Below are 12,591 nucleotides of genomic sequence, written 5' to 3' on the forward strand. Positions count from 1 at the left end.
GCGCGCGGCTCGCGGCACACCTGAGCGGACACCCCCGGGACGACTCTCCGGGGGTTTGCCATCGACATTTACTAGGACGTCCTAGTAAATTCATGGGTATGGACGCTGACGCCATCGAGGAGGGCCGCCGTCGCTGGCAGGCCCGGTACGACAAAGCCCGCAAGCGCGAGGCCGATTTCACGACGCTCTCCGGCGATGCCGTCGATCCCGTCTACGGGCCCCGGCCCGGCGACTCGTACGAGGGATTCGAGCGCATCGGCTGGCCGGGGGAGTACCCCTACACCCGGGGCCTGCACGCCACCGGGTACCGGGGGCGGACCTGGACGATCCGGCAGTTCGCCGGGTTCGGCAACGCCGAGCAGACCAACGAGCGCTACAAGATGATCCTGGCCGCCGGCGGTGGCGGGCTCTCCGTCGCCTTCGACATGCCGACCCTGATGGGACGCGACTCCGACGACCCCCGCGCCCTCGGTGAGGTCGGGCACTGCGGTGTGGCCATCGACTCCGCCGCCGACATGGAGATCCTGTTCAAGGACATCCCGCTCGGCGACGTCACCACCTCGATGACCATCAGCGGCCCCGCCGTCCCCGCCTTCTGCATGTACCTGGTCGCCGCCGAGCGCCAGGGCGTCGATCCGGCCGTGCTCAACGGCACGCTCCAGACCGACATCTTCAAGGAGTACATCGCCCAGAAGGAGTGGCTCTTCGAACCCGAGCCGCACCTGCGCCTCATCGGCGACCTCATGGAGTACTGCGCGAACGGCATCCCGGCCTACAAGCCGCTGTCCGTCTCCGGCTACCACATCCGCGAGGCCGGAGCCACGGCCGCGCAGGAACTCGCCTACACCCTCGCCGACGGCTTCGGCTACGTGGAGCTGGGCCTCTCCCGCGGCCTGGACGTGGACCACTTCGCGTCCGGTCTCTCCTTCTTCTTCGACGCGCACCTCGACTTCTTCGAGGAGATCGCCAAGTTCCGCGCCGCCCGCAGGATCTGGGCCCGCTGGATGAAGGAGGTCTACGGCGCACAGTCCGACAAGACGATGTGGCTGCGCTTCCACACCCAGACCGCCGGCGTCTCCCTCACCGCCCAGCAGCCGTACAACAACGTCGTGCGCACCGCCGTGGAAGCCCTCGCGGCCGTCCTCGGCGGCACCAACTCCCTGCACACCAACGCCCTCGACGAGACCCTCGCCCTGCCGAGCGAGCAGGCCGCCGAGATCGCCCTGCGCACGCAGCAGGTGCTGATGGAGGAGACCGGCGTGGCCAACGTGGCCGACCCGCTGGGCGGTTCCTGGTACGTCGAGCAGCTCACCGACCGCATCGAGGCCGACGCCGAGAAGATCTTCGACCAGATCAAGGAGCGCGGACTGCGGGCCCACCCGGACGGCCGGCACCCCATCGGGCCGATCACCTCGGGCATCCTGCGCGGCATCGAGGACGGCTGGTTCACCGGGGAGATCGCCGAATCGGCCTTCACCTACCAACGGTCCCTGGAGAAGGGCGACAAGCGGGTCGTCGGCGTCAACGTCCACCACGGATCGGTCACCGGCGACCTGGAGATCCTCCGGGTCAGCCACGAGGTGGAGCGCGTACAGGTCGAGGAGCTGGCCGCGCGCAAGGGGCGGCGGGACGACGCCAAGGTCAAGGCCTCGCTGGACACCATGCTGGCCGCCGCCCGGGACGGCTCGAACATGATTCCGGCCATGCTGGACGCGGTGCGGGCCGAGGCCACCATGGGCGAGATCTGCAACGTCCTGCGGGACGAGTGGGGCACGTACACCGAGCCGCCCGGCTTCTGATCCCCGATCCGCGGGGGATCCCCTCGTTCACGACAGCCGGTCGTGGTGCCCCGCAGGGTGGCGCCGCGGCCGGCTCTCGCGTGTGCCGCGGCTCCGGTCGCGGTCGTGGCCCGGGTCCCGCCCCGGGCCCGCTCAGGCCGGTGTCGGGCCCAGGAGGCCGTGCATCAGCAGGGCCGTGAAGGTGGCCACCCAGAGCTCGTCCACCGGCTCCGAGCTGACCAGGGCCCGGTGCACCACCGTCCCGGCGATCACGTCGAAGATCAGGTCCGTGGTGTGGTTCGCCAGGGACTCGTCCGCCTCGTAGGGGAGTTCGCCCCGAGCCTGCGCGCGCTCGCGCCCCAGTACGACGAGACGTTTCTGCCGATCCACGATGGCCGACCGGATCCGGTCCCGCAGGGCCTCGTCCCGGGTGGACTCGGCGACCACCGCCATCAGGGCCGTACGGGCCTCCGGCCGCCGCAGCAACTCCGCGAACCGCAGCACCACGTACTCGACGTCCGCTTCCAACGAGCCCCGGTCGGGCAGTTCGAGCGCGTCGAAGAGCTCCGCGACCGCGTCGACCACCAGCTCGTTCTTGCTCGCCCACCGCCGGTACAGGGTGGTCTTCGCGACGCCCGCGCGGGCCGACACGTCGCCCATCGTCAGCTTCGACCAGCCCAGCTCGACCAGCGCGTCCCGCGTCGCGGCGAGGATCGCCTCGTCCGCCGCCGCGCTGCGGGGACGGCCGGTGCGACCTTGCGGGGAGCTGGTGCCGGGGCTGGGGTTGCGCATGGCGGTGACCATACCCGCCAGTAGGTGAACCATCGGGGGCCCGTTCACTGTGGTTCAGATCACGGAGCGCCGGAGGCCCGGGGGAGTTACGCTACGGCTCGTAGCGTAAGAGCGACAACCACGCGAAGGCTACGGGCGCCGGGTGGGGACCTGGTGCCGACCTCAGGGAAGCAAGGCAGTACGGGGACGCGACACCGGCGCTGCTCCGCCGCGTCAGCGGGGGGAGCAGCGGTGGAGCGGCAACACAGGCAACACCAACCACACGGGTAACACCGATCGGGTTCGCGCGGGAATTCCTCACGCGATCTTGTCCGATCTTTTTCGTCGGCGCGCGCACACGGGGGAGGATGTACGCATGCAGCCCAGAAACATGTCCATGAGCGGCGTCGTCGACCTCGCCGCGGTGAAGGCCGCCGGCGAAGCCAAGGCGAAGGCCGAGCAGGCGCGCGCCGAGGCGAACCGCCAGGGCGGCGCCGGAGCGGACGCCGCGCCCACCGGCGCCGTACCGCCGTCCGCGCTCGTCATCGACGTAGACGAGGCCGGTTTCGACCGCGATGTCATCCAGCTCTCCGACCAGGTTCCCGTCGTCCTCGACTTCTGGGCCGAGTGGTGCGAGCCGTGCAAGCAACTCAGCCCGCTCCTGGAGCGGCTGACCGTCGAGGCGAACGGCCGCCTCGTCCTGGCCAAGGTGGACGTCGACGCCAACCAGCTGCTCATGCAGCAGTTCGGCATCCAGGGCATCCCGGCCGTCTTCGCCGTGGTCGCCGGCCAGGTGCTGCCCCTGTTCCAGGGAGCGGTCCCCGAGCAGCAGATCCGCGAGACCCTGGCCCAGCTGGTCCAGGTCGCGGAGGAGCGCTTCGGTCTCATCGGCGTCCAGGTCGACCCGAGCGCCGAAGGAGCCCCGGTCGAGACCGCCGAGCCCGTCGGCCCGTACGACGCACTGCTGGAGGCGGCCGTCGTGGCGCTCGACGCGGGCGACCTGGCCGGCGCGGTGCAGGCGTACAAGAACGTACTGGCCGACGCCCCGGCCAATACCGAGGCCAGGCTGGGCCTGGCCCAGGCGGAACTCCTCGTCCGGGTCCAGGACATGAACCCCCAGGCGGTGCGCACCGCGGCCGCCGAGAATCCCAAGGATCCGGCGGCGCAGATCGCCGCGGCCGACCTCGACCTGGTCGGCGGTCACGTGGAGGACGCCTTCGGTCGCCTGGTGGACACCGTGCGGGTGACGTTCGGTGACGACCGGGACACGGTACGCCTGAGGCTGCTGGAACTGTTCGAAGTCATCGGGGCGGACGACCCCCGGGTGTCGGCGGCCCGCACCGCGCTCGCGCGGGTGCTCTTCTAGACCCGGCCCGGAAGCGGTCCGTGGCCGGTCCGGGGGCGTCCCCGGAGTTCGACGGGCCACCGGCGATTTGTTGACACATAGAGAAACAGCGGCCGCACTTTGCCAAAACTTGGCAATCCCGGCCGCTGTTACTCGCAGTAAGTCGAACCCCGTGATCTGTCCGGTTGGTTCGCTCGTTCCCTGTTTGTCGTGGCCCTGGGTGACACCCTGTGTTGCCTCCCGACGACAGTGGGCCTCACTCCGGTTATCCAGCCGTTACCCGCCAGTAACGAACCCCCTTGTGCCCCGGCCGTGAATGGACCACGATCGGCCACGCTCGGTCCTTCCCGCAGAGCCGCTCATCCGGAGCCGCGGTGGAGGGTCCCCACCGAGTCGGCCTGTGGCAGTGGCACCGGCCGTGGGACAGGGGGGTACTTGCCTCACCGGCAGGGCCTGTCCCCCCAGGTTGCGCGAACGCGTGGCCCAGTGGTTGTCGCTCGGGGGTGAACGCCTGTGTACGGACGCGGCCTGGTCGCGGCTCGGCCGCTCGCGCTTCTTCCCGAGGACGTAGCACTTCTCCCATCCCAGGACGGGCACTGCCCGGACCGGAGATGTACGTCCGAGAAGGAGGAACGAAAATGAGTTCTCAGGTTCGTGGTGGGACCAGATGGAAGCGCTTCGCTCTCGTCATGGTGCCGAGCATCGCGGCCACGGCCGCGGTCGGTGTGGGTCTGGCGCAGGGTGCCCTCGCGGCGTCCTTCAGCGTCTCGGGCCAGGACTTCAAGGTGTCGGCCGACAAGCTCGACGGTGACGACCTCATCCAGTACGGCAGCGTCGCCAAGGGCAAGGGCCTCGACGGCAAGGACGCGGCGCACCCGGTCACCATCTCCGGGTTCCGTCACGCCGAGATCACCAACATGTGCCAGTCGCTGGTCACCCCGATTCCGGGCATCGGCAACATCACGATGAAGCTCCAGACCGGCAACAAGGGCAAGCCGGCGGTCGCGGAGAACATCTACCTGGATGTCGCCGAGCTCGACACCGATGCCACGTTCAAGGACCTGGACATCGGTGTCGCGGTGAGCGCGGCGGGAGGCACCGCGGAGCACCCCACCGCGCCGCAGGCCGGCACGGTGGCGAACGGCGCCCTGTTCTCGCAGCGCGCCAAGAAGGCCGTGCTGACGGACGTGAAGCAGAAGGCCTGGGCGACGACGGCGGGTACGTTCACGCTGCCGAACCTCAAGCTGCGCCTGCTCAGTGGCGACGAGCCCTGCTACAAGGACTCCGACGTGAAGTAGTCGGATCCGGTGCGTGGCCGGGAGGGCGGCGGTTGTGGTCGCCGTCCCTTCCGGTCCCCACACAGTTTTCCGTACCACCGTTTCCAGGGAGCTGTTGTCCATGAACGCCGAGGCCCCGGTTCGCTCCGCAGACGAACACTGGCTCACCGTGGTGCGCCACCGCTTCCGCGACTGGAGGGGTAGCCGCCCCTTCTGGGCGGGGCTCTTCATTCTCTTCGGGGGCTTCCCGATCGCGTACTTCCCCTACGCGGACCTCCGCCTGGGCAACATCACGATCGCCATGTCGACGACCGCCGGTGCGGGTTCGCTGATCATCGGCGTCCTGCTGATGACCCTGGGCGTGGCCCTCTGGTTCCAGCAGGGCATCCGGGTTTTCGCCGGGGTGGCCTCGATCCTCCTGGCCCTGGTCTCCCTGCCGGTGTCCAACCTGGGCGGCTTCTTCCTCGGTTTCCTGTTCTCGCTGATCGGCGGCGCCCTGGCCCTCGCATGGGTTCCCGGCAAGCCGGCGGCCCCGGAAGAGGAGCAGGACCCGGCGGCGGCCAAGGCGGACGCGTTCGCCGGCGGCCCGCTGGGGATCCCCGGTCCCCGCGACACGGAAACGGCTTACGCGACCGAGACGACTGCCCACGCCGATGGCGGGAGGAACAGTGCGGGGTGACGAGACGCGGAGGGGTGAGACCCCGGACGCGGAGTCCCGTGAGAGAAAAGGCCCGCGACACGCGGCGCCCAGGAAGTCGCTGCTGACCAAGTTCCAGATACCCGTCGGCAAGACGATGGCACTGGCGGCCATGCCGACCGCCGTGTTCGTCGGGATGGGCATGGCCCCCAAGCTGGCCCTGGCCGACGACAAGGACATCCCCTTCGCGCCCGGTCCGTGCGTGACACGGTCCGACGAGCCCGCGGAGTCGGCCTCGCCGTCCGCGTCCAAGTCGCCTTCGCCGAGCGCCAGTGCGAGCACGTCGCCGAGCGCGACTCCTTCGCCCGGTGCGAGCGCGGTGGCGCCGAAGCCCGGCACGAAGCCGTCCGCTTCCAAGCCCACCACGCCCGAGAAGGCGAAGCAGAGCACTCCGGCGGCCACCCCGTCCGCGAGCGCCTCCCCGTCGCCGTCCGCCTCGGCGGCCAAGCCCACGAACCCCCTCGACCCGCTGGGTGTCGGCGACAAGGTCAAGGACTTCTTCGACGAGCTCGGCAAGCCCCTCAAGGGCACCGAGAAGCCGGCCACCCCGGCGCCCACCACGTCCACCGCACCCAAGCCCGACCCGTCGGCGGACGCGATCCGCGAGGCGGCGAAGCAGGCGGGCGCCAAGGTCGAGGAACTGCCCCAGAACGTCAAGGACACCGCCAAGTCCCCCAAGGACGAGACGGGCAAGGCCACCGACAAGGACAAGGCCGACAAGGACGCCAAGGACGAGGCCGACGAGAAGAAGGACGAGGACAAGACCTCGCCGTCCCCCTCTCCCTCGATCTCGGCGACGAAGGACGCGGACGGGAAGGAACCCTTCCCCTGCCCGACCTACGACGCCAAGGCGCTGGCCGACGCCGAGCTGGAGCCGGGCATCCCGCTCCTGCCCGACGAGCCCTGGTACCTCGACAGCTCCCGACTGACCCTCTACGGCCTGGACTACGCGGGCATCGTCGAGGTGAAGACGGCGGGCGGCAAGATCAAGAAGGTCCTGAAGTTCACTGCGGACTCCCTGGACATCAAGGACCTGTACCAGACCGTCGGCAAGGAGGGGAACGTCGCCCACCTGAAGTCGCGGCCGGGCTCCACGTCCACCATCCGCGGCGCCACGGTGACGATGTACACCGAGAGCCTCAAGGGGAAGCTCTTCGGGCTGATCCCGATCGAGTTCACCCCGAACAGCCCACCGCCCCTGAACGTCCCCTTCGCGTTCTTCACGGACGTCAAGGTCGTCCAGGCAGGCCAGTTCGGCGGCAACCTCACGGTCCCGGGCCTCAAGAACTACGTAGGCCCGCCGGAGTAGAACCCCCGCACACCCCGCACATACGACTGAGGCCCGCTCCCTTCCCGGAACGGGCCTCAGTCGTGCGTTGCTCGGTCGCCGCTCCAGCACTGGGACGATGTGCCATGAGAACCCGTTTCCACGCCAACCACGACGAACCGCTGATGGTCCACTTCGAGATCATCGGCGGCCAGTGCCTCATCCCTCCGGGCGACTGGATCGATGTGGAGTTCGCCGAGTCCGATCCGCCGAGCTCGGTCCACCTCCGGGGCGGCGTCCTGATCCGGACCCAGGAGGGCTTCGGCTTCATGCGGGTCTGGGACTCCACGGGCCGGGAGATCGACCCCGGCGGGGAGTAGTGGCCGTACGCAGCCACCGCAGACCGAGGCCCGCTCCCCCACGGGGGAGCGGGCCTCGGTCTCTGTGCGGCAGAGCCGGCCGGTCGGTCCGGCCGGCCGGGTCGGTCAGGCGCGGGAGTCGTCGCCGCCCAGGTGGTGGACGCGGACCATGTTGGTCGTGCCCGGGACACCGGGAGGGGAGCCGGCCGTGATGATCATCGAGTCGCCCGGGTGGTAGCGGTTGAGCTTCAGCAGCTCCGCGTCCACCAGGTCGACCATCGCGTCGGTGTTGTCCACGTGCGGGACCACGTACGACTCGACGCCCCAGCTCAGCGTGAGCTGGTTGCGGGTGCCGGTGTCGGTGGTGAAGGCCAGGATCGGCTGGCACGCGCGGTAGCGCGACAGGCGGCGGGCCGTGTCACCGGACTGGGTGAAGGCGACGAGCGCCTTCGCGTCGAGGAAGTCGGCGATCTCGCAGGCCGCGCGGGCGACGGCGCCGCCCTGGGTGCGCGGCTTCTTGCCCGGGACCAGCGGCTGGAGGCCCTTGGAGAGCAGTTCCTCCTCGGCCGCCGTGACGATCTTCGACATCGTCTTGACGGTCTCGATCGGGTACGCGCCGACCGAGGACTCGGCGGACAGCATGACCGCGTCCGCACCGTCGAGGATGGCGTTGGCGACGTCGGAGGCCTCGGCGCGCGTCGGGCGCGAGTTGGTGATCATCGACTCCATCATCTGGGTCGCGACGATCACCGGCTTGGCGTTGCGGCGGCACATCTCGATGAGCCGCTTCTGGACCATCGGGACCTTTTCGAGCGGATACTCGACGGCCAGGTCACCGCGGGCCACCATGACGGCGTCGAAGGCGTCCACCACGGCCGCCATGTTCTCGACGGCCTGGGGCTTCTCCACCTTGGCGATGACGGGGACCCGGCGGCCGACCTCGTCCATGACCTTGTGGACGTCCTTGACGTCGTTGGCGTCGCGGACGAAGGACAGGGCGACCATGTCGCAGCCCATCCGCAGCGCGAAGCGCAGGTCGTCGACGTCCTTCTCCGACAGGGCGGGGACGTTGACGGCGGCACCCGGCAGGTTGATGCCCTTGTGGTCCGAGATGACACCGCCCTCGATGACGATGGTCTTGACCTTGGGGCCCTCGACCGCGGTCACGCGGAGCTCGACGTTGCCGTCGTTGATCAGGATCGGGTCGCCCTGGGAGACGTCGCCGGGCAGGCCCTTGTAGGTGGTTCCGCAGATGGACTTGTCGCCGGGGACGTCCTCGGTGGTGATGGTGAACTCGTCACCGCGCACCAGCTCGACGGGACCCTCGGCGAAGGTCTCCAGGCGGATCTTCGGACCCTGGAGGTCGGCGAGGACGCCGACGGCACGCCCGGTGTCCTCGGAGACCTTCCGGACGCGGTCGTACCGCTCCTGGTGTTCTGCCTGGGATCCGTGGCTGAAGTTGAATCGGGCCACGTTCATGCCTGCCTCGATGAGCGCTTTCAGCTGCTCATACGAGTCGACGGCGGGGCCCAGGGTGCAGACGATTTTGGAACGGCGCATGAAGCGGATCCTATCCGGTTTGTTTCGCAGCGGAATATTCCGTCTGGTGGAAAGTCCAAGTGACTACTGAGTAACCAGCGCGTACGTCTGGGCGGCGATCTCCAGTTCCTCGTCCGTCGGGACCACGGCCACGGCCACCCGGGCGTACTCCGTCGAGATCAGGCGCGGCTCCGAGGAGCGTGCCGCGTTGGCCTCCAGGTCGAGCGCGAGGCCCAGCTCGGCCAGCCCGTCGACCGCGGCCTCCCGGACCTGGTGGGCGTTCTCGCCCACGCCCGCCGTGAACGCCACCGCGTCCACCCGGCCGAGCACGGCCGAGTAGGCGCCGATGTACTTCTTCAGACGGTGGACGTAGGCGGCGAAGGCGGTCGCCGCCGCCTCGTCGCCCTCGCCCGCGCGCCGCAGCACCTCGCGCATGTCGTTGTCGCCGCACATGCCCAGCAGACCGCTCTTCTTGTTCAGGAGCGAATCGATCTCATCCACCGAGAGGCCGCCTACCCGCGCCAGGTGGAAGATCACGGCCGGATCCAGGTCGCCCGAGCGGGTTCCCATGACCAGGCCCTCCAGTGGGGTCAGCCCCATGGAGGTCTCCACGCACACCCCGCCGCGCACGGCCGAGGCCGAGGCGCCGTTGCCCAGGTGCAGCACGATCACGTTCACGTCCTCCACCGGCCGGCCGAGGAGCTCGGCCGTGGCCCGCGAGACGTAGGCGTGGGAGGTGCCGTGGAAGCCGTACCGCCGGATGGAGTACTTGTCCGCCGTCGCGGCGTCGATCGCGTACCGGGCCACGTACTCCGGCATCGTCGAGTGGAAGGCGGTGTCGAAGACGGCCACCTGCGGCAGGTCGGCGCGCAGCGACCGGGCCACCTCGATGCCGGTCACGTTCGCCGGGTTGTGCAGCGGGGCGAGCGGGATCAGGCTGCGGATCTCCGCCAGCACCTCGTCGTCGATCACCGTCGGCCGGGTGAACCTGGTGCCGCCGTGCACGACCCGGTGCCCCACGGCCGCGAGTTCGGGGGAGTCCAGTCCCAGGCCGTCGGCGTCCAGCTCCTCGGCCACCGCCCGCAGCGCGGCCTCGTGGTCGCCGATCGCGCCGACCCGCTCGCGCTTGCCGCCGGCGGCGCCGGGGCCGGTCAGGGGTTCGTGGACCAGGCGCGAGGTCTCCTCCCCGATCCGCTCCACCAGCCCGACGGCGAGACGGCGGGAGTCCGCCATGTCGAGGAGCTGGTACTTCACCGACGAGGAGCCGGAGTTGAGGACGAGTACGCGCGATGCGGTCACGGGTGCGGTGCCTTCTCGTGTGTGGGGTGACTCGTGGGGGTGGGGGTGGGAGTGGCCTGCGGGTCAGCCGGCCGGCTGCTGTGTCTGCTGCGTCTGGGCCTGGATCGCGGTGATCGCCACGGTGGTGACGATGTCCTGGACCAGGGCGCCGCGCGAGAGGTCGTTGACCGGCTTGCGCAGGCCCTGGAGGACCGGGCCGACCGCGACGGCGCCCGCCGAGCGCTGCACGGCCTTGTACGTGTTGTTGCCCGTGTTCAGGTCGGGGAAGATCAGCACGCTCGCGCGGCCGGCCACCTCCGACTCGGGCAGCTTGGTCGCGGCGACCGAGGGTTCCACGGCGGCGTCGTACTGGATCGGACCCTCGATCAGCAGGTCGGGGTGCAGCTCGCGGACGATCTCGGTGGCCTTGCGCACCTTGTCGACGTCCACTCCGGAGCCGGACGTGCCGGTGGAGTACGAGAGCATCGCGATCCGCGGCTCGACGCCGAAGGCGGCGGCGGTGGCCGCCGACTGGACGGCGATGTCCGCGAGCTGCTCGGCGCCCGGGTCCGGGTTGACCGCGCAGTCCCCGTAGACGAGGACCTTGTCGGCCAGACACATGAAGAAGACCGAGGAGACGATGGAGGCGTCGGGCTTCGTCTTGATGATCTCGAAGGCCGGGCGGATCGTCGCGGCGGTGGAGTGCACCGAGCCGGAGACCATGCCGTCGGCCAGGCCCTCCTGGACCATCAGGGTGCCGAAGTAGTTGACGTCGGTGACCACGTCGTGGGCCAGCTCGACGGTCATGCCCTTGTGGGAGCGAACCTGGGCGTAGTACTCGGCGAATCGTTCCCGCAGGGGAGAGGTCGCCGGGTCGATCAGCTGGGCCCCCGAGATGTCGATGCCCAGGTCGGCGGCCTTCTTCACGATCGCCTGCTCCTCGCCGAGCAGGGTCAGGTCACAGACCCCGCGCCGCAACACCACGTCCGCGGCGCGCAGCACCCGCTCCTCGGTGCCCTCGGGCAGCACCACACGGCGGCGCTCGGAACGGGCCCGCTCCAGCAGCTCGTGCTCGAACATCATCGGGGTGACGCGCTCGGAACGCGCCACCGACAACAGGTCGCGCAGCTCGGCGGTGTCCACGTGACGCTCGAACAGGCCGAGCGCGGTCTCCAGCTTGCGCGGGGTCGCCGAGTTCAACCGGCTCTGCAGCGAGAAGAGTTCCGCGGCCGTGGGAAAGCTGTTGCCGGCGACCGAGACCACCGGGGTGCCCGGCGCGAGCTTCGAGGCCAGCGTCAGCACGGCCGGCGTCGGCCGCTCGTTGAGCGTCAGCAGCACGCCGGCGATCGGCGGGGTGCCGGAGGTGTGCGCGGCCAGCGCGCCCACGAGCAGGTCGGAACGGTCTCCGGGGGTGACCACCAGACATCCGGGGGTCAGCGCGTTGAGGAAGTTCGGCAGCATCGCCCCGCCGAAGACGAAGTCCACCGCGTCGCGCGCCAGCCCGGCCTCGTCGCCCAGCAGCACCTCGCCGCCGAGCGCGCGGGTGATCTCGGCGACGGTCGGCGCGGAGAGCGACTTGTCGTCCGGCAGCACGTAGCAGGGCACCGGCATCCTGGCGGCCAGTCGCCCGGCGATGTGGTCCCGGTCCTCGGCCGCCACCCGGTTCACGACCATCGCCACGACGTGGCAGCCCAGGCTCTCGTACGCCCGGTACGCGTTGCGGGTCTCGGCGCGCACGGCCTCGGCGGGGTGCTTGGTACCGCCCACGACGGGCACGACCACGGCCCCCAGCTCATTGGCGAGGCGGGCGTTCAGCGCGAGCTCGTCCGGGAGGTTGGTGTCGGCGTAGTCGGTGCCGAGGACGAGCATGACCTCGTAGTCCCGGGCCACCCGGTGGTAGCGGTCGACGAGCCGGGAGACCAATTCGTCGGTACCCTTCTCGGCCTGGATGGCCCAGGCCTCGTGGTACTCCATGCCGTAGGCCGTCGCCGCGTCCTGGTCGATCCGGTAGCGGGCCTTCAACAGGTCGAAGAGCCGGTCCGGGGCGTCGTGCAACAACGGACGGTAGACGCCGACCCGGGCTGTCTGGCGGGTCAGCAGCTCCATGATTCCCAGCTCGACGACCTGCCGGCCGTCCCCCCGCTCGATACCGGTCACGTACACGCTGCGCGTCACGCGTGCTCTCCGTCCATGTGTCGCCGCGGCGCGGTTCCTGGGCGCCGCGCGCGGATCTCCGAGTCGGTTGCCCCGGTTGATTTGGGCTTGACCTCTTGACAATAC

General features: G+C 69.9%; 10 protein-coding genes. 6 read left to right on the plus strand and 4 right to left on the minus strand.

The genetic code is table 11. The features are described from left to right. Positions 1 to 98: 98 nt before the first annotated feature. The gene (locus ADK55_RS11015; RefSeq protein ID WP_053677502.1) at positions 99 to 1,799 is read left to right on the plus strand and encodes an acyl-CoA mutase large subunit family protein; all 1,701 of its coding nucleotides are present in this window, start codon (positions 99 to 101) and stop codon (positions 1,797 to 1,799) included. Between the two features lie 132 nt (positions 1,800 to 1,931). On the opposite strand, the gene ADK55_RS11020 is transcribed toward ADK55_RS11015, so the two are convergent. Then, complete coding sequence (locus ADK55_RS11020; RefSeq protein ID WP_053677722.1) at positions 1,932 to 2,570, minus strand: TetR/AcrR family transcriptional regulator; 639 nt, start codon at positions 2,568 to 2,570, stop codon at positions 1,932 to 1,934. Positions 2,571 to 2,925: 355 nt separating this feature from the next. On the opposite strand from ADK55_RS11020, the gene ADK55_RS11025 reads away from it, so the two are divergent. The 5 genes from ADK55_RS11025 (at position 2,926) to ADK55_RS11045 (ending at position 7,515) form a co-directional block, all read left to right on the plus strand. Beyond that, complete coding sequence (locus ADK55_RS11025) at positions 2,926 to 3,915, plus strand: tetratricopeptide repeat protein (RefSeq protein WP_053677504.1); 990 nt, start codon at positions 2,926 to 2,928, stop codon at positions 3,913 to 3,915. Between the two features lie 617 nt (positions 3,916 to 4,532). After that, positions 4,533 to 5,192 carry a DUF6230 family protein gene (locus tag ADK55_RS11030; RefSeq protein ID WP_053677506.1) on the plus strand — a complete coding sequence of 220 codons (660 nt, stop codon included), beginning with the start codon at positions 4,533 to 4,535 and terminating at the stop codon, positions 5,190 to 5,192. Between the two features lie 100 nt (positions 5,193 to 5,292). Continuing rightward, positions 5,293 to 5,850, plus strand: a complete 558-nt coding sequence (locus ADK55_RS11035; RefSeq protein ID WP_053677508.1) for a DUF6114 domain-containing protein — start codon at positions 5,293 to 5,295, stop codon at positions 5,848 to 5,850. Next, positions 5,840 to 7,177, plus strand: a complete 1,338-nt coding sequence (locus ADK55_RS11040) for a hypothetical protein (protein ID WP_053677511.1) — start codon at positions 5,840 to 5,842, stop codon at positions 7,175 to 7,177. The genes ADK55_RS11035 and ADK55_RS11040 overlap by 11 nt, the downstream gene beginning before the upstream one ends. A 104-nt stretch (positions 7,178 to 7,281) precedes the next feature. Then, complete coding sequence (locus tag ADK55_RS11045) at positions 7,282 to 7,515, plus strand: hypothetical protein (protein WP_053677513.1); 234 nt, start codon at positions 7,282 to 7,284, stop codon at positions 7,513 to 7,515. A gap of 105 nt (positions 7,516 to 7,620) precedes the next feature. Here ADK55_RS11045 and pyk read toward each other — a convergent pair whose 3' ends face one another. From pyk to pta, 3 genes are all read right to left on the minus strand, one after another. Beyond that, positions 7,621 to 9,054 carry a pyruvate kinase gene (pyk, locus tag ADK55_RS11050; protein WP_053677515.1) on the minus strand — a complete coding sequence of 478 codons (1,434 nt, stop codon included), beginning with the start codon at positions 9,052 to 9,054 and terminating at the stop codon, positions 7,621 to 7,623. Between the two features lie 63 nt (positions 9,055 to 9,117). Then, a complete protein-coding gene (locus ADK55_RS11055; protein WP_053677517.1) occupies positions 9,118 to 10,332 on the minus strand; it encodes an acetate kinase in 1,215 nt (404 codons plus the stop codon). 63 nt (positions 10,333 to 10,395) lie between these two features. Further along, a complete protein-coding gene (gene pta / locus ADK55_RS11060; RefSeq protein WP_053677518.1) occupies positions 10,396 to 12,486 on the minus strand; it encodes a phosphate acetyltransferase in 2,091 nt (696 codons plus the stop codon). Positions 12,487 to 12,591 lie beyond the last annotated feature (105 nt).

Source organism: Streptomyces sp. WM4235 (assembly GCF_001279725.1).
Classification (GTDB): Bacteria; Actinomycetota; Actinomycetes; order Streptomycetales; family Streptomycetaceae; genus Streptomyces.

Coding starts and splice junctions, on each gene's coding strand:
- ADK55_RS11015 (WP_053677502.1), top strand. CDS start 99: ATGGACGCTGACGCCATCGAGGAGGGCCGCCGTCGCTGGCAGGCCCGG.
- ADK55_RS11020 (WP_053677722.1), bottom strand. CDS start 2,570: ATGCGCAACCCCAGCCCCGGCACCAGCTCCCCGCAAGGTCGCACCGGC.
- ADK55_RS11025 (WP_053677504.1), top strand. CDS start 2,926: ATGCAGCCCAGAAACATGTCCATGAGCGGCGTCGTCGACCTCGCCGCG.
- ADK55_RS11030 (WP_053677506.1), top strand. CDS start 4,533: ATGAGTTCTCAGGTTCGTGGTGGGACCAGATGGAAGCGCTTCGCTCTC.
- ADK55_RS11035 (WP_053677508.1), top strand. CDS start 5,293: ATGAACGCCGAGGCCCCGGTTCGCTCCGCAGACGAACACTGGCTCACC.
- ADK55_RS11045 (WP_053677513.1), top strand. CDS start 7,282: ATGAGAACCCGTTTCCACGCCAACCACGACGAACCGCTGATGGTCCAC.
- pyk (WP_053677515.1), bottom strand. CDS start 9,054: ATGCGCCGTTCCAAAATCGTCTGCACCCTGGGCCCCGCCGTCGACTCG.